Origin of the sequence: Bacillus vallismortis, assembly GCF_004116955.1 — a bacterium.
GTDB classification, from domain to species: Bacteria; Bacillota; Bacilli; order Bacillales; family Bacillaceae; genus Bacillus; species Bacillus vallismortis.
Genome location: NZ_CP026362.1, coordinates 870,826 through 891,849, shown reverse-complemented (window position 1 = coordinate 891,849; position 21,024 = coordinate 870,826). Strand labels below are relative to the sequence as shown.

General features: G+C 42.5%; 20 protein-coding genes. 5 read left to right on the top strand and 15 right to left on the bottom strand.

Annotation, left to right across the window (positions count from 1 at the left end; genetic code table 11):
- Positions 1–7 precede the first annotated feature (7 nt).
- Both BV11031_RS04820 and BV11031_RS04815 read left to right on the top strand, forming a co-directional pair.
- Positions 8–205 (top strand): hypothetical protein, encoded by a 198-nt coding sequence (locus tag BV11031_RS04820; RefSeq protein ID WP_010327830.1) that lies wholly within the window; start codon positions 8–10, stop codon positions 203–205.
- A 15-nt stretch (positions 206–220) separates the two neighbouring features.
- Entirely contained in the window at positions 221–520 is a 300-nt protein-coding gene (locus tag BV11031_RS04815) for a spore coat protein (protein ID WP_010327831.1), read from the top strand.
- Between the two features lie 101 nt (positions 521–621).
- Here the strand turns inward: BV11031_RS04815 and BV11031_RS04810 are convergent, their stop codons facing one another.
- The 7 genes from BV11031_RS04810 to BV11031_RS04775 all read right to left on the bottom strand — a co-directional run bounded on the left by BV11031_RS04810 (position 622) and on the right by BV11031_RS04775 (position 9,160).
- Complete coding sequence (locus tag BV11031_RS04810) at positions 622–2,655, bottom strand: levanase SacC (RefSeq protein ID WP_010327832.1); 2,034 nt, start codon at positions 2,653–2,655, stop codon at positions 622–624.
- A 159-nt stretch (positions 2,656–2,814) separates the two neighbouring features.
- Positions 2,815–3,642: a PTS fructose transporter subunit IID gene (gene levG / locus BV11031_RS04800; protein ID WP_010327833.1), complete on the bottom strand. Its 828-nt coding sequence runs from the start codon at positions 3,640–3,642 to the stop codon at positions 2,815–2,817.
- Positions 3,643–3,663: 21 nt separating this feature from the next.
- Positions 3,664–4,470, bottom strand: coding sequence for a PTS fructose transporter subunit IIC (levF, locus tag BV11031_RS04795; protein WP_010327834.1), 807 nt, complete (start codon positions 4,468–4,470; stop codon positions 3,664–3,666).
- A gap of 16 nt (positions 4,471–4,486) precedes the next feature.
- Positions 4,487–4,975 carry a PTS fructose transporter subunit IIB gene (gene levE / locus BV11031_RS04790; RefSeq protein WP_010327835.1) on the bottom strand — a complete coding sequence of 163 codons (489 nt, stop codon included), beginning with the start codon at positions 4,973–4,975 and terminating at the stop codon, positions 4,487–4,489.
- A complete protein-coding gene (gene levD / locus BV11031_RS04785) occupies positions 4,975–5,415 on the bottom strand; it encodes a PTS fructose transporter subunit IIA (RefSeq protein ID WP_010327836.1) in 441 nt (146 codons plus the stop codon). Before levD ends, levE begins: the two co-directional genes overlap by 1 nt.
- A gap of 179 nt (positions 5,416–5,594) precedes the next feature.
- Positions 5,595–8,402 (bottom strand): sigma-54-dependent transcriptional regulator, encoded by a 2,808-nt coding sequence (locus BV11031_RS04780; protein ID WP_010327837.1) that lies wholly within the window; start codon positions 8,400–8,402, stop codon positions 5,595–5,597.
- A 356-nt stretch (positions 8,403–8,758) separates the two neighbouring features.
- Positions 8,759–9,160, bottom strand: a complete 402-nt coding sequence (locus BV11031_RS04775; RefSeq protein ID WP_010327838.1) for a hypothetical protein — start codon at positions 9,158–9,160, stop codon at positions 8,759–8,761.
- A gap of 701 nt (positions 9,161–9,861) precedes the next feature.
- Between BV11031_RS04775 and BV11031_RS04770 the strand changes: the two genes are divergently transcribed.
- A complete protein-coding gene (locus BV11031_RS04770) occupies positions 9,862–11,250 on the top strand; it encodes an amino acid permease (RefSeq protein ID WP_010327839.1) in 1,389 nt (462 codons plus the stop codon).
- A 131-nt stretch (positions 11,251–11,381) separates the two neighbouring features.
- Here the strand turns inward: BV11031_RS04770 and BV11031_RS04765 are convergent, their stop codons facing one another.
- A complete protein-coding gene (locus BV11031_RS04765; protein WP_010327840.1) occupies positions 11,382–12,014 on the bottom strand; it encodes a LysE family transporter in 633 nt (210 codons plus the stop codon).
- Between the two features lie 150 nt (positions 12,015–12,164).
- Between BV11031_RS04765 and BV11031_RS04760 the strand changes: the two genes are divergently transcribed.
- Both BV11031_RS04760 and BV11031_RS04755 read left to right on the top strand, forming a co-directional pair.
- Positions 12,165–12,992 carry a TrmB family transcriptional regulator gene (locus tag BV11031_RS04760; RefSeq protein ID WP_010327841.1) on the top strand — a complete coding sequence of 276 codons (828 nt, stop codon included), beginning with the start codon at positions 12,165–12,167 and terminating at the stop codon, positions 12,990–12,992.
- Positions 12,993–13,338: 346 nt separating this feature from the next.
- On the top strand, positions 13,339–13,635 hold the full coding sequence (locus BV11031_RS04755) for a YrhK family protein (RefSeq protein WP_010327842.1): 297 nt from the start codon (positions 13,339–13,341) through the stop codon (positions 13,633–13,635).
- A 231-nt stretch (positions 13,636–13,866) separates the two neighbouring features.
- Here BV11031_RS04755 and cypB read toward each other — a convergent pair whose 3' ends face one another.
- The 7 genes from cypB to BV11031_RS04715 form a co-directional block, all read right to left on the bottom strand.
- Positions 13,867–17,031 carry a bifunctional cytochrome P450/NADPH--P450 reductase CypB gene (gene cypB / locus BV11031_RS04750; RefSeq protein WP_010327843.1) on the bottom strand — a complete coding sequence of 1,055 codons (3,165 nt, stop codon included), beginning with the start codon at positions 17,029–17,031 and terminating at the stop codon, positions 13,867–13,869.
- 20 nt (positions 17,032–17,051) lie between these two features.
- Positions 17,052–17,636 carry a transcriptional regulator FatR gene (gene fatR / locus BV11031_RS04745; RefSeq protein WP_010327844.1) on the bottom strand — a complete coding sequence of 195 codons (585 nt, stop codon included), beginning with the start codon at positions 17,634–17,636 and terminating at the stop codon, positions 17,052–17,054.
- Between the two features lie 219 nt (positions 17,637–17,855).
- Entirely contained in the window at positions 17,856–18,398 is a 543-nt protein-coding gene (locus tag BV11031_RS04740; RefSeq protein WP_010327845.1) for a class I SAM-dependent methyltransferase, read from the bottom strand.
- Positions 18,399–18,586: 188 nt separating this feature from the next.
- Complete coding sequence (locus BV11031_RS04735; RefSeq protein WP_121642964.1) at positions 18,587–18,745, bottom strand: hypothetical protein; 159 nt, start codon at positions 18,743–18,745, stop codon at positions 18,587–18,589.
- Positions 18,746–18,900: 155 nt separating this feature from the next.
- Entirely contained in the window at positions 18,901–19,050 is a 150-nt protein-coding gene (locus BV11031_RS04730) for a YrzI family small protein (RefSeq protein ID WP_010327846.1), read from the bottom strand.
- A gap of 388 nt (positions 19,051–19,438) precedes the next feature.
- Entirely contained in the window at positions 19,439–20,239 is an 801-nt protein-coding gene (locus tag BV11031_RS04725; protein WP_010327848.1) for a formate/nitrite transporter family protein, read from the bottom strand.
- A 256-nt stretch (positions 20,240–20,495) separates the two neighbouring features.
- Positions 20,496–20,864, bottom strand: a complete 369-nt coding sequence (locus tag BV11031_RS04715; RefSeq protein ID WP_010327850.1) for a Na-translocating system protein MpsC family protein — start codon at positions 20,862–20,864, stop codon at positions 20,496–20,498.
- Positions 20,865–21,024 lie beyond the last annotated feature (160 nt).

Genomic DNA, 21,024 nt, shown 5'->3' with positions numbered 1-21,024 from the left:
TACAGAAATGAACTATGCCTTACATGAAGTGCTTGAGGTTCAGGAAATGACTGCATTTAAGACACTTTGTTTAACGAAATCCAAAACAATGAAGGCGCTGGTATCAGATCCGAAGCTGAAGGAAATCATGCAGCAAGACGTTGACACCACCACACGGCAGCTACAGGAATTTGCCTCGATTTTATCTAAAGCAAAGCATGAATGAGGAGATGAGTGAATAATGAATCCTATCATTGAATATCTGACCGGCATGAATGTACTGACAGACCAAATCATCGCCATGGATTTATTGATTGCCGCAAAAAACGGCGTCAGAAATTATGCGATGGCCGCAACGGAAGCTGGAACGCCTGAAGTAAAAGAGGTCCTGATCCGCCATTTAGAGGAAGCCCTCGATATGCATGAACAAATCTCTAGCTATATGATGGAAAAGGGCTGGTACCACCCTTGGAACACAGATGAACAAGTTAAGATGAATTTACAAAATATCGAAACCGCGATAAAGTTGCCAACCCTTTAACAAACATTGATTTGCTGAGGAACAGTATGGATTGACCCACTGTCCCTCAGCTTCTGTTTTATGAAGGGCTTTATTGAGTGTCTGCTACATGAAATTCCATTTTAAGGCCCCTTGTTTACATTTTGAAAGACAGCAGTCGCATCCCACACATTCAAGCCAAAATGACCTTCTGAGAATGTGGAATCATTCGCATCAATCACAAGACGATCATCTAAATAAATTTTAAAGTGATCGCCCTCGGCCTCAGTTTTCAAATGATACTGTTTGTTCACGTCTATCGGCGTTTTGTATTCGGCGATGACAGAAGCGGCGCCGTTTTCAAATTTAAAGAATTTCACCAGGTCATGCTTCGCATCCACGTTGGCAAGATAAGCATTTTTGGCGCCTTTGTCAGAGCGGAACATAAGCGCCCCCGCCCCTCTTCCGTTTCCATCCTTAATGGTGATATCAGATTCATAGGTGAAGTTTGATCCGGAAGCTGAAGACAACGTAAAGGAGTCACCGTCCGATCTTCCTTGTTTTCCTTCAATTGTGTCAGCCCATGTGCCATTGACCGTCGTCCAGCCAGACAAATTCGAGATAAAAGGTGACGTTCCCCACACCTTTTGTAAAGGGTATGCCGCTAATGATTTCACCTTTACACCGCCATTCGCCGCATATAACTCAAGACCTTTGCTCGATCGATCCGGGAGAATGATATCGGTTATGACCTGCTGTCCGTCATTCCCAAACACTTCAACTGAAGAGCGGTCGACAAAAATGCGCATCTTTACCCTTCCATTGACCGGCTTCAGCGGAGCTGTTTGTTTTCCTGTGTTAAAGGTTGGATGAAAGGTGACATTCCCCGACTTGCTCCGGTCAACGAACAATTTGGCGTTCTTTCGATCATAGCCGACTTTTGTGAATTGATTTTTGCCTGTTCGAACTTTAAAACCAAATTCAGCTGCCGAACCTGGAGTTACTTGAAATTCTGCATGCAATTCATACGCATCACCAGATAGGCCCGCTAACACATTTTGACTTGCAGGCGATATGGTCTGATTCTTCCACTTCCTAGCGTTCCCGCGAATGGTTTGCAGCTCTTTCACCGGTGTTTGGACGACTCTAGTCCCTCCAGTAAGCGTTTTCAATTTTAACTCTCTTGGAATGGATGCCGCACTTCTCCATGGGGATGTAGGGACATCATTCGCATATTGCCAATTGCTCATCCAGCCTAACCAAAGCCGCCTGCCATCTGAGGATGGAATGTCGGACCAGGATACAGCCGCATAAAAGTCTTTGCCGTAATCCGTCCAGAGAACTTGGTTTGACGGATTTTCATTTTTAAAATGAGTTCCATCAAAGTCCCCTACAAAATATTGCATGCCTGATCCTCCCGAAACCGCTCCGTTTCCGACACTGACCTGCATGACCCATTTTTTCCGATTCGGATTGCCGTCTACCGGAAGCTCAAACAAATCCGGGCATTCCCATACTCCGCCATGGCTTCCCTGCCCCTCTCCAAATTCACTTGCATATGTCCACTGCTTCAGATTTTTGGACGTATACATAAGAATTCGGTCACCGGCCGCAAGCACCATCACCCACTTGTTTTCTTTTTCATACCAAAAGACTTTTGGATCGCGAAAATCTTTTTTCCCCGGGTTTGGAATGACCGGGTTGCCTGCATATTTCGTCCACGTTCTCCCTTTGTCATTGCTATAGGCGATGCTCTGTACTTGATGCCCTTCCCGATCCTGTGTATAAATGGCCACAAGCGGCTTCTCTTCGCCTGTTTGAAAACCGCTTGTGTTATTCTTGTCTACAACTGCGCTTCCAGAAAAGATCGTGCCTTTGTCATCCGGAGCCAGTGCAACAGGAAGGTGCTTCCACGTAACCAAATCTTTGCTCACGGCATGCCCCCAATGCATGGGCCCCCACTGGAGCCCGTATGGATGGTATTGATAGAACAAGTGATATTCTCCATCATAATATACCATCCCGTTTGGGTCATTCATCCAGTTAGCCTCCGGCGTAAAATGATATTGAGGTCGATAATCCTCATCATAGTAGCTTGAATCGGCTGCCTCAACAGGAAATGCCATCGTAAACAGCAGGGTCAACATGATGATGCCTTGAGAAAGTCTCTTTTTCATTTGTTTCTTCGCTCCTCTCTTCTTGTTTGAACACTTTCAAGAGAGACTGCTGTACAAGTTGGTGAGTTTGTAGCCATTCTCCCCTGGTTTCCGCTTTTATCCGAGTGAATGTTATATGATAGACTGCGGCAGTCTCCCTCTTCTTACATTCCACAGAGCTTATGCTAAGAATCCAGCCCAATACCCAACAATCCCGATGATAAAAATTCCGCATATAATGAGAAGAGGATTCACCCCTTTGCGCAGCATCCATGCCACTAACAACGTTAACCCTAGAGGCAGCGCACCCGGCATAATGCTGTCTAATACATTTTGTACGGTTTGAACATCCACTTTGCCGCTTTCATCCTTAATTTTTGACACAACGATGGGAATGTTGATCGTGGTCCATTTGGAAACGAGAGCCCCCATAACAAATAACCCAAGAATCGACGCGCCCTCTGTCAGCTTTTGAATACGATTCCCCGCTAAATCCTGCAGAATCTCGATTCCTTTTACATAGCCATACTTTAACCCGTAATATTTAGTGCTTAATCTTATGGCATTCAGCAAGAAAAAGAATAGCAAAGGCCCGGCAATGTTTCCGCCTAAAGCTAGTGACGCCCCTAACGCAGCTAAGACCGGGCGAATCGTTCCCCAGAAAATCGGATCGCCTACACCCGCTATTGGGCCCATCAAACCGATTTTCATTCCGCTGATCGCTTTTCCATCAATTCCTTTGTTGTTCGCCATTTCTTCTTCCATGGCTGCCGTCACGCCAAATATAGGCGCTGTCAGCCACGGATGTGTATTAAACCATTCCAAATGCCGCTGCAAGGCTTCGTTTCTTTTTGCACCGGGACCGTACAGTTTTTTGATCGCCGGTATCATCACATAGCAATATCCCATGGCCTGCACACGTTCGAAGTTAAAGGAACCGAGCAAAAAATTTGAACGAATAAACATGCTGAAAATCTCTTTTTTCGTTAATCGTTTTTCTTTCTCCATCTTTTCGTCACCCCTCATGGTTTAGGCGTCAAGGTCGTCATCGTCATCATAAACAGCAACACGGCCGCCGTCTGAAGCAGCTGCGACCGCTCCGTGGGCGTTTTGTCTTTGCATGACCTGCTGGTATAAAAGCGCCAGACAGAGACCAAGGGCCCCAAATCCCACTAAGTTGAAATCGGTAAACGCCGCTAATAAAAATCCAATATAGAAAAATGGCTTCAAATAAGGAATATTCATCATATTGATCACCATGGCATATCCGACAACCACGATAATGCCGCCGCCTATTTGCAGCCCTTTTGTAATCACGTCCGGAATATTGCCCAGAAACGCCTGAACCGCACTGACACTGATCAATGCGACAATTAATGTCGGTATCATGACGCGCAGTGCTTGAAATACCATCGCGGTAATATGCATGATTTCAATTCCTTTTATATTCCCTTCTTTTGCGTAGCGATCAGCGCGGTGAATGAAAAAGACAGTGATCGTCCGCACAAAAATGGTCAGCGCCTGACCCGCAGCTGCCAAAGCAACAGCAACGGCGATGCCTTCGCCAATTCCCTGATCAGCGGTAATGACTAATATGGTTGAGATGACAGAGGCGATCGCTGTATCAGGTGCCATGGCAAGGCCGACGTTCATCCAGCCCAGCGCCATCAGCTCCAGTGTGCCGCCTAGAATAATTCCTGTTTTTAAGTCCCCGAGCACCAGGCCAACCAGCGTGCAGGCCACAAGCGGACGGTGTGTCTGCCCTTCATCCAATACACTTGCGATGCCGGTGATGGCTGCAATGATTAACAACAAAATAATTTGTAATGAAGACATATTCTCATCCCCTTGATTATTTTGTTACGTTCCGTAGAATCTGTGCAAAATCCTCGCTGGCATCTGAAGGCAGCTGCCTCAATTCCAGTTTCACGCCCAGGTCACTTAATGTTTCAAATGCCTTTATGTCTTGTTCTGTAACACTGACTGATTTTGTGATTTGCCGGCGCTGATTTTCAAACCGCATTCCCCCGACGTTTACGGTTTTGATCGGCACGCCTGCTTCTATAAGGGATACAATATCGGACGGATTTTCAAACAAGAGCATCGCCGTTACTCCTTCATAGCGCGGACTATGAAATGCTTTTGCCATTTTTGAAATCGAAACGGCACTCGCTTTTACATTTGAAGGTGCAACAGACAGGATCAGCGTTTTTCTCATGTCATCCTGTGCGACATCATCGGAGACAACGATAATTCGGTCTGCCGCATGGACTTTAATCCACCTTGTCAGGATTTGGCCGTGAATAAAGCGGTCATCAATTCTGGCTAACACAATGTTCATCACAATTCATCCTCTCTTGTTTCTTGATTGGCTGTTTTCACTTTTTCTAAATGTTCACTGCACACTTGAAAGCTTTGCTGGCTCATTGTTTTTAAGTTGTTCAGCAAATCTTTGAGCGTCAGGTGTTCTCTCAAGCTTAATACCTCCAGCAGAATCGGCAGGTTTACGCCGGCTGCCATATCCATTCTTTGATCCTCAGCAATGAAAGACGCTGCTGCGTTATAAGGCGTTCCTCCAAAAATATCGACTAGAAAAAGCACTTCATGTTCTTTCGGAATGCCCTTGAGCGCCTGATGATATTTTCCTTGCAGCGTTTGAATGCCTTCCCCTTTCAAAAACGGCACTGCAATCAGGTTATGTTCTTCACCGAATATCATCCCCGAAGACTCTTTTAATGCGATGGGAAAATCTCCATGGCCGCTGATAATAACTGAAATCATATCCATTGCTCCTTTCCTTGTTTCGTACATCCATATATAATGCAAGGATCGTGCCAACAAAGTTGTGTTAAGCGTTTTCATTTATTTTTCGCCTTTTGTTGAAACACTTAAAATGAAAAAAATAAACCTGTATTAAAATGGCGTTCCATTTAATACAGGTTTGAAGAAAAAAATCGCTATTAAAACAGCTGGACAGGCACTTCTTCAGCGAATAGCGCGGCTATAAATAATTTTTCATCATCACTTATGCGAAGTCCAAGCTTTTGTTCATATGGGGCTAATGTCCGTTCTGTCACGGTTAACATTCTTTTTAGCTTTTCATTTATTTCATCTTCCTCTGAGAATGCGATCGGATTCTGCTTTAACACCCTTTCAAAAGCGAAAGCCGTATGCATGATGACTTTGATCAAAACAGCATTATTGAAAATAACTCCCAACTCACCTTGAACAGTTTGCAGCCACTCTAATAACATCTCGATCATATGGTGGGGGTTCAAGAAGACAAGATATTTTTTCAAGCTATCCTCGCAAAGCTCCCTGACAATGATATTAGCTTCGTTTAACCCATTGCTCAACGGAATGCTGCCCTTTGTAATCACCTGTTGAATCAGCCTTTCCCCCTCCCCTTCAATTAACACTTCTAATGATACATGGGGCGCATTGATTTTAGGGTCTTTCGTTCCAACTGTCGCAAGGATGTCATACTTTTTTTCGATTTCTTTTATGCTGTTTGCCAGTTTAATGGATGAGACGGTCAATATGTGAATCTGGGTATCAGAGGCCTTGTTCACGATCGTAGTCAGGATGTCTTCCAGCTTTTTGGCCGTCCCGCTGCCTGTCGTGCAGATGGAAACCAATGCTTTCTTTTTGCCGGATACCGCTGGCTGCCGCTCCCATAACTCAATAAAATCTTTCGTGACCGATTGATAGATCGCATGCAAATTCAAATCCAAATAATTCACCTTTCTGACAGCATCCAGCACCATTGAGGTCGTCACATTGCTGATGGTTTTGACGGCAATGCCTGTCCTTTCCTCCAGCTTGCTTTCCATCATCGCAAGTGACCCCATATCCACGAGCATTAAAACACCTTCACCTTCGTCAACCTGTTTCATTTTTTCCGCTACACATTCAATCATGTCCGAAGGCGAAACCGAAAGCGGCATGTCAACTGCTGCAATTGGGGTGCTCCCTAACAGCTCTGTCGCGACTTCAACCATTGAGCTCGCCGTGCTATTTCCATGTGCAGCCACGATAATCCCGACCCTTTTGTTCTCTTTTAATGATTTGATGGAATGAATCAGCATTGTTAAGTAGATGACTTCTATTTCGGGGATGGCCACTTTAAAATATTCCTGAATTTGATCTTTAAAAATCATCGCCACCCGATACTCTTGCATATGAGTGTCACGGATTTCATCCGTCTCCTGTGTATTGAAAACATCTATGTGTTTTCCGCGCTTTAAAAATGCGTCAATATGCATACTCAAGAAATAAATAAATTTACGGTCAAATGTGCAATCCAGCTCATGTTCAGCTATTTCTTTTAACTGTTTTGTCAATTGAATCACGTCATCTTCTACGAATGTCATCAAGTTGTCCTTTTGAAACGCCCGGTGATGAAAAAAACTTTTCACATGCAAATGGACATCAGTCAAGATGTACTGATTAATATCCTTTTTGGATAATCCTTCTTTTTGGAGGGTTTTTACTTTTTCCTCGATCAAATGATACAAGTTAAATGAGAGGTCTTCGTCAATTTTTGTCGTTTCATCTTCTATAATCGGAGATATAATCGTTGTAATATTGACATATTCAGAAATGGCTTTGCTTCTTTGCATGTTTTTACTGCTGGACATCCATTCTTGCTTGATTTCATCCGGCAGATCCCGAACAGTCAGCTCAATAACCTCATGTCTGTCAAGATTGTGCAAAAAGCCGTGTGCACAAACTAACTGGACATTTGATTTCAGCTGTCCCACATTGCCAAATTTAGCAGAATGAATCAGCGCATTATAGACATCAATGTGCACACTTAGATTTTTCTTGATTCGCTCTGCTTCTTTCCCTAATAAAAACGTCGTCAAATCCACTCTTTCTTTAAGCGATCGTTCTTCAAGCGAAGGAATATGAATGGTCATAGGGATTCTACGCAAAAATGTTTTCAATAATGCAGAACTCGGATTTTCTGTAGTGGCGCAAATAAACAATACGTTTGATGTTCGTTTATGTTCAGATTCTCCAAGCCGGTTATAAGAACCGCTGTCAATAAAATAAAACAGCATTTCCTGGCCCTCAGGAGGGAGACGGTGGATTTCATCCATAAAAAGAATGCCTCCATTAGCCTGTTCGACTAAACCAGCCTTATCTTCACCGGCACCTGTAAATGAACCTTTTTTGTGTCCAAATAATTGAGATAGCAATAGTTGAGGATTGTTGTAATAATCTGCACAGTTAAATGTAATAAATGGGGAGCCGGCCTTCAGAATGTCTGAGTAAATGGCAAATTGGTAAATCCGGTTGGCAAAAAGGGATTTACCGGAACCAGTCGGGCCTAAAAGGAGCATATGCAGGCCGTTCGGCGGATAAAAGACAGCTGCTTGTGCCTGGGAGATTGCTTTCTTCAAACTGCCTTTTGCCCCAATCATAAGCTCTAAAGGATTTGTAGCGATAGGTTGATGATTCTGTTTTGGATTCTCAGCAAACGGCTCAAGGCCTTTCACTTCCATCATCTCTGTATCCCATTTTTTGTTACATAACCTTTCCGCTATTTCGACTGGGAGGTATCGCACAGGAAACGTTTTAATTTTTATGACCTTTTTAGATCGGACGAGATTGTTCAACTCAAAACTGACATTGGACCGCTCCATTTTCAGCTGCTCAGCAATTTCCTTTGCTGAACTCCCCTGTACCTTTAAAAGATGATCTAAATTGACATCATGAAAATGATGCATGAGCTGGTGGTATATTTTATCTATTCTTTTCACGTCTATCATCCTTTTTCCTTATTAGATAAGCCATTAACAAGAATATTCCGAATCTTTCACAACAGACAGCCTGATACTTCCAGAAAGGTCTTAAAGCAGATTGACAAACTGGCCTTCTATGTTAGGTATTGATCATTTCCATCCCATACTAGTATTTTAGAATCTCCGTTCTTCAGGACTGTGCTCCTCCCAAAGTAATAATCAGTAAACAGTTTATCATTCTTAAGGAATGTCATGATGGCAAAATCATGAATGACAAAAAATGAATCTAACAGATCAGGCCAAATGTCCTAAAAAATATAAAAGCGGACACTCTTTGTGTCCGCCACAGTGATTTCACGATCAGAAATGAGGTTTCAGCAGCTCTGCTCCATCTTCTTTTCATGATCCAAAACGTCTTCATCTTTACAATACATCTGTAAGGTCAGTGCATCTGTAAACATAAAAACTTTATCTCTATCTGCAAAAAATAAATAATAGTGATCATTTCGTGCAGCCATCTTACCCAGGGTTTCAAAATCGTCTGTATGGTCGATGCGATATCCCCTGCTGTTTTCCGCAAAAGAGAGCGAATGATCATAGAGATCGTTACGCATTAAAAAAGCCTTGCACACTTGGTAAGCATCAGTAAACTCATCATCCTGCAAATCGCCAAGGTGACATTTCCCCTCCCAATCATGATTTAAAAATGGTGTAACAACCGTTTGACTGAAAGTGGAAAGATCAGGAGATATCCATTGAAAAAATAGATCTTCCAAATGGCCCCACTGTTTTTTCGAGATTTTTATGTGTGAATACGGATTCTCGACTGATTCAAAACCGAATGATTGATAGAAATCTTTTATTTCAAGCTTATTTTCCGAAAGGCCAATTACAATGCGATGTTTATTCTTCTCTTGGTGTTCCCAATCAAAAAACTGATACAGATAAGATTTTCAATAGCCGTGCCGTTTGTCATTTCATGATCTGTCCTGCCTCGTATCATTCATTTCACTGAATTGGTGATTAGATACATCTTAACAGATTGAAAAAGACACCGCCAAAACGATGTCTTTTTGCTATTACATATATGTTTGTTTTTACTCGCTCATGACAGACAGGTAGGCCAGTAGGACGTTTCATCGAGATCTTCTTTCTTGGTTCAGCATCGAAATCCGCAATGGAAACCGAATGAATGCCCAGTTATCTGCGCCTACATGATATTGGTACATAAAACCGTCCCAATCATGTATCACAATAATCGATTTTGCACCGGAAATACCGTCCAAACCGACTCCCGGCGTATCCTTATACAGCCAGATAGATGGTGAACCAAGACCTTGATACAGCTAGAGGCCTTCAGCAGTTTTCACTTGCAAATCAATTATTTTAAAAATTTAAAAATAAAACTTTTTATCTTTTAGATGTTATAATATCCGATAAAACTTTATTCATCTTTTATTATTGGAGGAACATAAAATTGATTGGCAATTCTAACAGAGACAATTTGGGACAACAACAAAAATTGTCTAGAGGCCTTAAAAACAGGCATATACAATTAATGGCGATTGGGGGTGCAATCGGAACAGGCTTATTCTTAGGCTCAGGAAAATCAATCCACTTTGCGGGACCATCCATTTTATTTGCTTACTTGGTCACCGGAGTCTTTTGCTTTTTTATTATGCGTTCGCTCGGAGAACTGCTATTGTCAAATACGGGGTATCACTCTTTCGTTGATTTCGTAAGAGACTATTTAGGCGACATGGCGGCATTTATCACTGGCTGGACCTACTGGTTCTGCTGGATTTCTCTCGCGATGGCTGATTTAACGGCGGTCGGGATTTATACGCAATATTGGCTTCCTGCGGTGCCTCAATGGCTGCCTGGTCTTCTTGCCCTGATTATCTTGCTAATCATGAACCTTGCCACCGTTAAACTGTTCGGAGAATTAGAATTCTGGTTTGCATTGATCAAAGTTATTGCCATACTGGCTCTTATCGTAACTGGTATTATTTTAATTGCCAAAGGTTTTTCCACAGCTTCCGGCTCAGCCAGCATCACGAATCTTTGGAGCCATGGCGGCATGTTTCCAAATGGATGGCATGGGTTTATCCTTTCATTCCAAATGGTTGTCTTCGCTTTTGTGGGAATTGAACTTGTTGGACTGACCGCAGGTGAGACAGATAACCCCCAAAAAGTGATCCCTAAAGCCATCAACCAAATCCCTGCCCGGATTTTACTTTTTTATGTCGGCGCACTTTTTGTCATTATGTGCATCTACCCTTGGAATGTTTTGAACCCAAGTGAAAGCCCATTTGTTCAAGTCTTTTCTGTCGTAGGCATCGTTGCCGCCGCCAGTATAATCAATTTTGTTGTCATCACATCAGCTGCATCAGCGGCCAACAGCGCTTTATTCAGCACAAGCCGCATGGTCTATTCACTTGCTAAGGATCATCACGCACCTGGATTACTGCAGAAATTGACTTCATCTAAAGTTCCAAGCAATGCGCTGTTCTTTTCAACCATCGCCATTCTGATTGGCGTTAGCCTGAATTATATCATGCCGGAACAAGTCTTTACGCTGATTACAAGTGTTTCTACTATATGCTTCATTTTCATTTGGGGCATTACAGTGATTTGCCATTTGAAATATCGAAAAACAAGGCAGGATGAAGCGAAAGCAAATACATTTAAAATGCCTTTTTACCCATTATCCAACTACTTCACGCTCGCATTTCTCGCGTTCATTCTTGTCGTATTGGCACTGGCGAATGATACACGCGTTGCTCTGTTTGTCACTCCGGTCTGGTTTTTTTTATTGATTATCATGTATAAGGTGCAGACGAGCAGAGGACATGTGAGGAAATAACAAAAAGACAAGGGATTTACACGCCCTTGTCTTTTTTGTATAGAAAATGATACTGCCGGAACAAAAAGAAGATTCAAACAGGCAAAACAACTGCTTTACATCTACCATATTGATTCTTTCCTATTAGGAATTTAATTCATACCGGTTTTGATGCCAAAACCTACTAATATCATGCCCGTTACTTTTTGAAAGGCTTTCTGGAACTTCGAATTTCTCAGCCATTTTTTCGCATAATCAATTACATAAACAAGAAAGAGAAACCATAACACCGCTAGTAAGGTAAGGATTGAAGCTAAAATAATAAGCTGTTGGTTTATATTTCCCTCTAGATTGATAAATTGGGGCATGATTGTCACATAAACCAAGACAGTTTTAGGGTTGAGAATATTACTGAGTGATCCTTGCATAAAGGAAGTTTTATAATAACGTTTCGGAGAATGTTCCTTGCTTTTTGCTTGGGATTGCATGTCATCTAAAGAAAACGTGCTTTTGGCAAAAAAACTTCTGATTCCTAAATAAATTAAGTATGCTGCGCCCAAATATTTAATTGTCGTGAAAAGAAATACTGACTTTGCGATAACGACCGATAAACCTAAAATGGCGATAACCGTCCAAAAGGAAAGTCCTGTTGCCAATCCTAGAATGTTATAACGGCCAGCTTTTGCGCCATATCTAAGCGTATTTTTCATCACAAGCATCGTATCAGCTCCGGGTATGATCACCATCATGGCCGCAATCGGTATGTATGTGAGTAAGCTGTGCATTTCTTCTCCCCCTTTGATATATCCCTGCACCATATAGTGACTACGAAAGTAACTACTCATAAAATTGTATCAATGCGTTTGGAATAAATCAATATCGTTTGTTAAAATAGCGATGACAAAGGCAGCGACTGCTTTTATATTGGAGGATCTATGAAGGAAAATATGTTAGACATTTTAAAAAACCTTAATTTTACAGAGTATGAATCAAAAGCATATCTTGCTTTATTGCAGGAATCGCCTTTAACAGGCTATGCCGTCGCCAAAAATTCCGGAGTGCCCCGTTCTAAAATTTATGAAGTCTTAGAAAGCCTTGTCTTAAGAGGAGATGTTTTTGTAAGCCATGGAAATACGCCTCAGTATGTGCCTGTGCCCGCCAAGGAACTGATTAAAAACCGTCGGCTCAAAGCGGAAGAGCATTTTGACCAGGCTGAGAAATACTTTGAAAACTTCGAGCAGACCGCAAACGACCGGGAAAATATCTGGAATATCACCGGACGCAATGAAATTCTTGAAAAGGTGAAAGCTTGTATCTTATCCGCCAAAAAAAGGATTCTATTAGAAATATGGAAAGAGGATTTTGAAGAGATAGAATCAGAGCTAAGACAGGCGGCAAATCAAGGCGTCATTGTCACCATTATTGCGTACGGAGACATCACATCTGATTTTGCTTCTGTTTACCTTCATGATATGAGCAGTGAAATCACAGAAGAGTATGACGGAAGGTGGCTTGTCTATAGCGGAGATGATTCAGAAGTAGTAGCAGGCATCGTCTCCCTTGGCAACGACAGCCGTGCTGCATGGACGATGCATGTAGGTTTGGTTATGCCCATTACTGAGGTGATCATTCATGATCTGTACCTCATGGAAATCCTGAAAAAGCATAGAGGGCTTTTAGAAGAAAGCTTTGGGGAAAATCTCATCCAGCTGCGCCGCAAATTTTCTATCCATTCCGATTTCAAAAAACATTATCTGGAATAGGGCAACATAAAGCTTGTCGATTTTTTTGGCAAGCTTTTTTTACACATTATTTTCTTTATCGGTTGGTCAGTCTGGCACACGGCTGCAAGATCATTCACAGCCTGCCTCCTTTTATAAAAACCAGTTTTTGTAAGCCTTTTTTTGTAAAAAATACTTCTTTTATATGTTCAAGCTGAGTCATGTTGAACACCTTACAGAATTCATTGTATAAAACCAGCATCCTTTTGGGCCAGCTGTTAAGTATGAAGGAATTGACTGGAGACTTAAATATCTCCCTTTCCTTTTTCACTGTATGTTTATCTACAATTTCTATTAGGGTAATGAATGATTGAATGGAGGGAGAATGATGGCACCTAAAGAAGAAAATGATATCAAACAAGAACTGAAACGATACGAGCAATTTTTCAAAAAACGATATAAGATCCTCTATACAGTAAATGACTTTATCATTGGTGCCCTGTTTCTTGTCGGGAGCTTTTTCTTTTTTTATGAGCAGTTCAAGTCAGCAGGGATATGGCTGTTTGCAATTGGGAGCTTGCTGCTGTTAATCAGGCCGACGATTCGGCTGATTCATGACGTTCATTACCGTAAACATGTGGAAAGCCAATTTAAACATCGATCTTCAACAGATGGCTCATCTTGAGGCATAAGCGAGAACAAATTTCCATAAAATGAATGCAAAATCAAAAACAAGTCTTTTAGACTATTTAATTTTAAAAATAAGCCAAAAACCTAAACTTTTGTCCTGGTTTGACGATATGAACAATAAGGCCGGCGCGATACTCCCTATAACATCCTTTTCAGTAGATTTCATTATCGTGCCGGTTTTCTCACATGCAAAGCAATCCCGCCAATCTGATTGGCGGGATTTTTTTTACATTCCTGTCCAAACGTCTTTCACATATCGTTTTTGGTTTTGCAGCTTCTGCAGCCATTCAGCTGATTCTTCCCGGCTCGCTCCTTTTTCAGCTTCATACACCAGACGCAGCGTATTTTCTACATCAGGAGCCATTTGCGATCCATCACCGCATACGTATATGTGTGCCCCTTTTTCAATGAGTGCTATCAATTTCTGCGTATCTTGTTTGAGCAGATGCTGGACATATCCTTTTGGTTCGTTTTCGACGCGTGAGTAGCATCGGCGGATGGTGATAATACCATCCTGTTCCGCTTGATCCAGCTCTTCTCTGTATAGATCGTCATGATCAGGGCGCCGGCAGCCGAAGTATAAAATAGCTTCGCCAAGCGTGCTTCCTTCCTTCTTCAAGACAGATCTTGCCTGAATAAAGCCCCTGAATGGCGCAATTCCTGTACCCGGCCCAACCATAATCATAGGTGTTTCAGGGTCGTCCGGCATCTGAAATCCGGATTGCGGCGTACGGATGAAACAGGCTGCTGCATCACCTGTATTCAACTCTGCTAAATAATTAGAGGCGACGCCTTTGTATTCGCCTCGCCCGCTCCATGCTGAGGCCTTAACAACACCTACTGTCACGCTTACAATATTGGAATGGGCTTTCGGTGAGCTTGAGACGGAATAATATCTTGGTTTTAATGATGGCAAAAGTTCTAAAAACCGTTCAAACGGCATTTCACAGGCAGGATAATCCTCTAAAAGATCCAGCATGGTGAGTCGTTTTGCCAGCACCTGCTCTTTGTAAGTGCCATCATCTGAAATGAGCTGTTCCAGCTCTTTTTTATGCGGCGGACAGACTGTATAAGAAGCAAGTTCCCTAATCTGATGCCTTGAAGCAGGGTCTTGCAGCTCCACATAGGATGCCAATACATCCGCCACTTTGATCGGCCGTTCCATCGGAAGATGAGTCATATGGGGGCTTCCGCTCATTTTTATGACATGATTGGCTTCCAAACCGAATCGGCTGAGAACCCGCTGAACAAGCTCCCGGCTGTTTTTCGGCAATATTCCGATATGATCGCCTTCTTGATAGGTTTTGGCATCAGGAATTTGCAATTCAATATGGCGGGTCGAACGCGGGCTTTCTGCTGTCTGGAGCTCCCGGTTCTCTAAGACAATCCCTTCAAACGCGCCATATGTTTTGGCAAGCGGCGTGTCTGTCGCTTCACTGAGAAAAGTAATCGATAATGAAGGCCCGTCTTCTTTCTGAGATATTTCGTTGATATCAAATGCGTCCATCGTTTCCTTCCAGAAGCGATTTTCCCAAGACTCGCGATGGCTTTCAAAATCATCGGCGGCATCGCCTTCCCCGATCGCTGTTAAACGCGTTGCCCCCTTTGCTTTCATCATGTCATCTATCAATCGGGGAACCCGCTGATACGTGCTGGCCCAGCTCCGGTTTCCACAGCCGAATACCGCATAGGAAACACCTTTCAACCGCCCTTCCTCAAGCTCCTCCAGCCACTCTACAAAGCCGGCTGCATTATCTGGCGGCGTCCCATTATAAGAAGCCGTAACGATGACGACTGCGCCTTGTTCTGGCAGCTTGCCAATATAATCGTCAAGCGGAGCGGTTGCAGCTGTAAAGCCCATCTGGCGGCCGTAAGCAGCCAGTTCACCGGCTATTCCTTCCGCTGTCCCCAAATTTGAACCGTAAAGAACAAGCAAAGGTGTGCCGTGTTTAGGTTTTGATTCTTTTGGCTTCGTTTCTGTTTTGATGTCAGCCTGTTCTTTTCTCTGTACATGGATTGCTGCTCGTTTCCGCGGTTTCACCGTGATTTTAAATTCATCCGGCTTAATCGTTAATGCCTCTTTGATCCTCAGCTCGTATCCAGTATGGTTTATCAATTCAAAATGCTTCAATACAAGACCGAGAACCATCGTCGCTTCTTGGAGAGCAAACTGCATGCCGATACAAGCGCGCTGTCCGTTTCCAAACGGCTTATACGCGTGGTGAGGAATACGTGAAGAGTCTTCAAAGCGTTCCGGACGAAACTCTTCCGCATCCTCGCCCCAAGCGTTTTGATCCCTGTGCAGTTTCGGAATCAAAACAGTGACGGGCTGCCCTTTGCTGATCGGATATTCTCCGCCTAGAACAGTATCGTCCTTCGCGTAGAGTGAAAAGGCCGGAGCTGTTGGATACAGTCTTAGCGTTTCATTTAAAACCATCCGAATGTATGTCAGCTGCTGGATTTGTCTATATTCCGGCGTGTCATCCGTTAACACGCGATCCGCTTCCTCTTGGGCTTTTTTCAGTTTTTCCGGATGTGTGAGCAGACAGTAGATCGCAAAGGATAGCAAACCGCTTGTTGTTTCATGGCCTGCAATCAAAAATGTGATGATCTGGTATCTAATGTTTTCATCATCCAGCGTTTCACCTGTTACTGGATCTTTGGCATAAAGCATAAGTGATAAAAGATCCTTAATGTTTTCATCCGGGTTCTCTTTTCGCTCCGCTATCATTCGATCGACAAGTGCGTTCATGACTTCTATATCCTTTTGGAACTGCAGCTTCGTTTTCACCATCATCTTATCTTGCAAACCCAGTCTTTTCGATTGGTTCATCGCCTCTTTTAAGGCACGGAGCATACTGGTGATAAACGGATGCTGAGAATCACGGTAAAAGCTGTTGAAACGATAGTTAAACCCGCATAATCCAATCGTATCAAGCGTCAGACGGGTCATGTCATCCGCTACATCAATTTCTTCATTGGGATTAAGGCGGCTCCATTTTTGAATCAGTTGGGTTGCGATATCCAGCATCATAGAATGATAGCCTTTCATCGCTTTTTGACTGAAACTCGGCAGCAAAATGCGGTGGGCTTTTTGCCAGTTCGGCTCATGCGTCCAGCTTGTAAATAAACCGTCTCCGCCAAACTCTCGCACCTTTAGCAAGCCTTTGCCAAGGTTTTTGTCAAAGCGGCTTTCATCACACACTTCAGCCACAAGACTGTGACCGGATACAAAAACACTGGAAACACCAGGAAATTCAAATCGGAAAATCGGCCCTAATTCATCAGCTAATCGCCATAAAGATTGAGATAACTGCTCTTTTTCCAGATGCGGAAGATTTTTCAAAGGTCCGTATGTTTTGGGCTGAGGTATTGCGCTTGCCTGTTTCATCAACATCTTCCTTTCTTTTTTTATGAAGTACATGAATGAAGCTTAATGGCGTCCCAGCAGCATTGTTCCAACTCAGTCATTAAATCAGTGTCCATCTTTATATCACCCGTTTGGACAAGCTGATATATCTTGAGAAACGCCCCTAACACAATCGCAATTAACACGTTTGAGGGCAGGCTGCGAATGACACCTTCCGCTTTTCCCTTATTAAAATAGTCATCAAGCATTTGAGTCAGATGTTCTATCATGGTTCTGCTTGTCGCATTTAAGTAGTGAGCATCTTTCTTCGTATCAAGAAAAAACAGCGCATAATCACTCTCTTTCGTAAATTGAACGAGACAGCAAAATACGTGGTGAAAGCCTTCTCTGACAGGCAATTCCGAAAAATCTTGCTTCAGCTTTTCCATAAAGCGCTGGATGCTTTCTTGAAACAATACGTTGACGAGCGTTTCTTTACTGTCAAAATAGCGGTAGATCGTTCCTGTCCCCACATGAGCCCGTTCAGCTATCATAGGGATAGTAGTAGCGTTAAATCCTCTTTCCGTAAATAATGAAACCGATGCTTTCATAATCATGTCGTACTTACTGCTGGATGCGGATAACATGTAATCTTACAACCCCCATTTTAGCGGAATGAATATTCATTCCGCTTGTTCATCATAATGTCCGATCTGGCTGATATCACCTCTTTACTCTTTCTTATGTTATCAGTTTATAAGAAAAAAACTTTTTTTAATATAAAGTATATGCAAAAAATAAAAAATTAAGAAAATATACCCAAATCCCAAAATGAAGGATCTGGATATATTTCCCGAGAAATGATTTTATTTAACAGCCACAATGCAAAGGCAGGAATCACGCCTAATGACAGAAAGATCCCTGAAATGCTGGTCTTTCAGCAATTGAATATACTTTTTCTCTTTTTCACCGGTATTTGTATCAATATTGATGAAAAATCGGCCGTCAATCTGAAGCACACGGTAAATTTCCCTTAATGCAAGCCTCATATCAGTGCAGCTCTGAACCGTATGTAACGAAAACACTTTATTAAAGGTACGGTCATCAAAGGGAATGTTCTCAGGATGGCCATGAATAATCTCCCCTGTCCCCATGTTCTTTCGATTCGCCCGTGATATGTTCCTTACCTTTCGCTTAGAAGGGTCAATGCTTTTTAGGCTTCCCTTTTCTAGTTTCTCGGTTATGTTCTTAAAGAGAGTGCCATTTCCGGTTCCAATTTCTAAAATTCTGTCATTTCCTTGTATGTCTATAAAGTCAATCATCATATGCTCAATTGTTTTGGCCTGCTTATATTTCCGAGAAAATAATGTGAAAAGATTCGTTCGTTTATAGAGTCTATTTTCTAGCATTTTAAACACCTGCTTTTGGTTTCCTATGTTTATTTATTATATTTTAAAAATAAACATCCCCTTCATTTCCAAATAGGAATGAAGGTATCAACTAGACGGCAATGTGTTTAAAAATGTTTCAACTGAACTGAACTTTTTCATTTTTTCCCGCAAAAAAAGCAGAAAACAACATGTTTTCTGCCCTCTTTCTAGCCCCAATAATAAGGGAATACATACAACCTTTGCTGCTGCATGGCCATCAGCCTCTGCTGGCGGAATGGATTTCCATAACCATGTTTGAAGGAATGCGGCATGGACGCATAACCATGGCCTATCGACGGCAGCCTTTTTTGATAATCGCCCATCATGCCATCACCTGCCTTACCGTAACGTTGATTTATCATATGCAGGCCGGCATTTTCTTGACAGCTGTTTCGCTAAACTTGGTCCTTCTCCATTGTATAATGCATCAATAATTCCATTCTAAGCATTTGTCATCTCCCCCTTCAGTTTTTCATTGCTTTTAGCGCCAGTTTGTTAAATAAAGATGCTTTAACTGAGACTCTTTCATTTCACCGTAGATCTGCTCAATCTGCTGTTCTCGTTCGAATTCTTCCGGGCTTTTAAACCGTTTGTTAATCGTTAACGTTAAAAAGAATAGGTTAATCGTCATATCGCTCACCCCCTTTCAAATCCGCTTCAAGCGAAATAACCCCCGGCATCATTCCTTCTGCCGCGGGCAAATAAAAACCGCAGACAAAAGAAGACACCAATGCCTCTACTGCCTGCGGGGAGTTGCGTATGTCCGTCTATTCCGAATTTAATGCGTGCGATAAGCATCGGTTAAGGAAGGACACGAACTCTTCCACAGGCTGAATGAACCATGAACTTTTCCTTGTGTATCACGTACAGGTTGACGTCGCTGTCTCATTGTCATTTTGTTCAGCCTCCTTTGCTTTTTTCTTCCTTTGTAAGTATATCCACCAAATTCCATTTTGTAAACATCTTTTTCTAAAAATGGACGGAAATTGTGCGATTCATCAAGTGGATTTGCCCCTTTTTTATGAGACCTGCTTCATTTCTTTTCTGGAGCGGTCTTTCTTGTGATATCCAATAAAATAAATGAGACCGACAAACACGGCTCCGCCGATGACATTGCCGATAAAAGCCGGAATGATGTTTCCGATAAACTGCCCCCACGTGAACGAGCCTGCAAAAATGGCTGCTGGAATCACAAACATATTGGCGACAACGTGCTGAAATCCGATTGCCACAAAAGCCATAATAGGGAACCAAATGCCAAGGATTTTTCCTGCTCCATCTTGTGCCCCGAAAGAAAGCCACACTGCGAGACATACAAGCCAGTTACATCCGATGCCGGATATGAGAACCTTGCCGAAGCTCATATCGAGCTTTCCTTGCGCAATAGCGATTGTTTTTTCTAAATAAGGGCCTGTTTCAGTCAGCCCAACCAAATGCCCGAAAAAGTAAGCAACAAACAAGGCGCCGATTAAGTTCATAATCGTGATGATTCCCCAGTTAACCGCCAATTCTTTTAGTGATATTTTTCTCGAAAATAAAGCCATCGCAACGGACATCATATTCCCTGTTATCAATTCAGCGCCAGCGAGCACCACAAGGATCAGGCCGACAGGAAATACCGCAGCTCCGATAAGGCTGGACAGGCTTCCCCATTCTTTCGGCAAATCACCGATTACCCTGATATCAAGCAAGTACCCGAGCGCGATAAATGCGCCGCCTAAAAACCCCAATACAAGCAGAGACGGCAGCGGGAGCTTTACTTTTTTCGCCCCTGCTTCAATTGCTGCATCCGCTATTTCATCCGGTTTCCGAAAACCCATACTAAAACCCTCCATTATTTCTTCTTTTCTCAGTTATGGCAGAAAGGCAATAAAAAAAGGCAGCACTCAAATAACCTGTCAACCAGGCGTTCGAATGCTGCCTAACTTGTATGCATACCCATACAACAATATCAAGCAGAATTGAGATATTGAAAGAGAATATATACAGTTCGTGCATACATTCCATTGTTTTTGCCTTCTATAACTGTAGCCACATCATATCAAATGTGACAAAAATGTGTCAACGACAAATGTGCTAGCTTTGCACCGCTTCTTTTTGATCATCTATTTTTTGATCAAAGACAAACACAGATACAGCGATATTTTCCTCAATTTTTATATCAGAAAACAAATGGACTAGCTTAGCCCCGATCAGCTCCTCCATTCCTTCCGGCGTTTGTTTGGAATACAGATCTTGAATCAGGCTTGTCCGGGCCGCATGCACCATTTCTCTGCCTTCAGGTGTGCGGGCGATAAACTGCTCGCTTGCACTCAGATTTCCGTACAGTGTTGAGACCGCCATGTTTTCCACAAATACAGTATGTATCCGTTCAGGCCCTTTGCCGAACAATTCTTTGCGAAGTTTTCGAATAATATCATTGAACTCATGAATTTTTTTAGACACGCTGATTACCCCTTCCGATATTGCCTCGTAAGGCTTTTCCCGGTTCCCCTCAGGACATTTCACTTGGTTAAAATTTTCCTGCTATATTGTATTATAATAAATATCACTTTATAATAAAAGCAGTGTTGATGGATTTGTAATAGGATCTTGTTATGAGTCT

Bases quoted from the DNA above. Each gene is read 5' to 3' on its own strand.
- BV11031_RS04820 (WP_010327830.1), top strand. From the start codon at position 8: ATGAACTATGCCTTACATGAAGTGCTTGAGGTTCAGGAAATGACTGCA.
- BV11031_RS04815 (WP_010327831.1), top strand. From the start codon at position 221: ATGAATCCTATCATTGAATATCTGACCGGCATGAATGTACTGACAGAC.
- BV11031_RS04810 (WP_010327832.1), bottom strand. From the start codon at position 2,655: ATGAAAAAGAGACTTTCTCAAGGCATCATCATGTTGACCCTGCTGTTT.
- levG (WP_010327833.1), bottom strand. From the start codon at position 3,642: ATGGAGAAAGAAAAACGATTAACGAAAAAAGAGATTTTCAGCATGTTT.
- levF (WP_010327834.1), bottom strand. From the start codon at position 4,470: ATGTCTTCATTACAAATTATTTTGTTGTTAATCATTGCAGCCATCACC.
- levE (WP_010327835.1), bottom strand. From the start codon at position 4,975: ATGAACATTGTGTTAGCCAGAATTGATGACCGCTTTATTCACGGCCAA.
- levD (WP_010327836.1), bottom strand. From the start codon at position 5,415: ATGATTTCAGTTATTATCAGCGGCCATGGAGATTTTCCCATCGCATTA.
- BV11031_RS04765 (WP_010327840.1), bottom strand. From the start codon at position 12,014: ATGCACAGCTTACTCACATACATACCGATTGCGGCCATGATGGTGATC.
- BV11031_RS04760 (WP_010327841.1), top strand. From the start codon at position 12,165: ATGAAGGAAAATATGTTAGACATTTTAAAAAACCTTAATTTTACAGAG.
- BV11031_RS04755 (WP_010327842.1), top strand. From the start codon at position 13,339: ATGGCACCTAAAGAAGAAAATGATATCAAACAAGAACTGAAACGATAC.
- cypB (WP_010327843.1), bottom strand. From the start codon at position 17,031: ATGAAACAGGCAAGCGCAATACCTCAGCCCAAAACATACGGACCTTTG.
- fatR (WP_010327844.1), bottom strand. From the start codon at position 17,636: ATGTTATCCGCATCCAGCAGTAAGTACGACATGATTATGAAAGCATCG.
- BV11031_RS04740 (WP_010327845.1), bottom strand. From the start codon at position 18,398: ATGCTAGAAAATAGACTCTATAAACGAACGAATCTTTTCACATTATTT.
- BV11031_RS04735 (WP_121642964.1), bottom strand. From the start codon at position 18,745: ATGATGGGCGATTATCAAAAAAGGCTGCCGTCGATAGGCCATGGTTAT.
- BV11031_RS04730 (WP_010327846.1), bottom strand. From the start codon at position 19,050: ATGACGATTAACCTATTCTTTTTAACGTTAACGATTAACAAACGGTTT.
- BV11031_RS04725 (WP_010327848.1), bottom strand. From the start codon at position 20,239: ATGGGTTTTCGGAAACCGGATGAAATAGCGGATGCAGCAATTGAAGCA.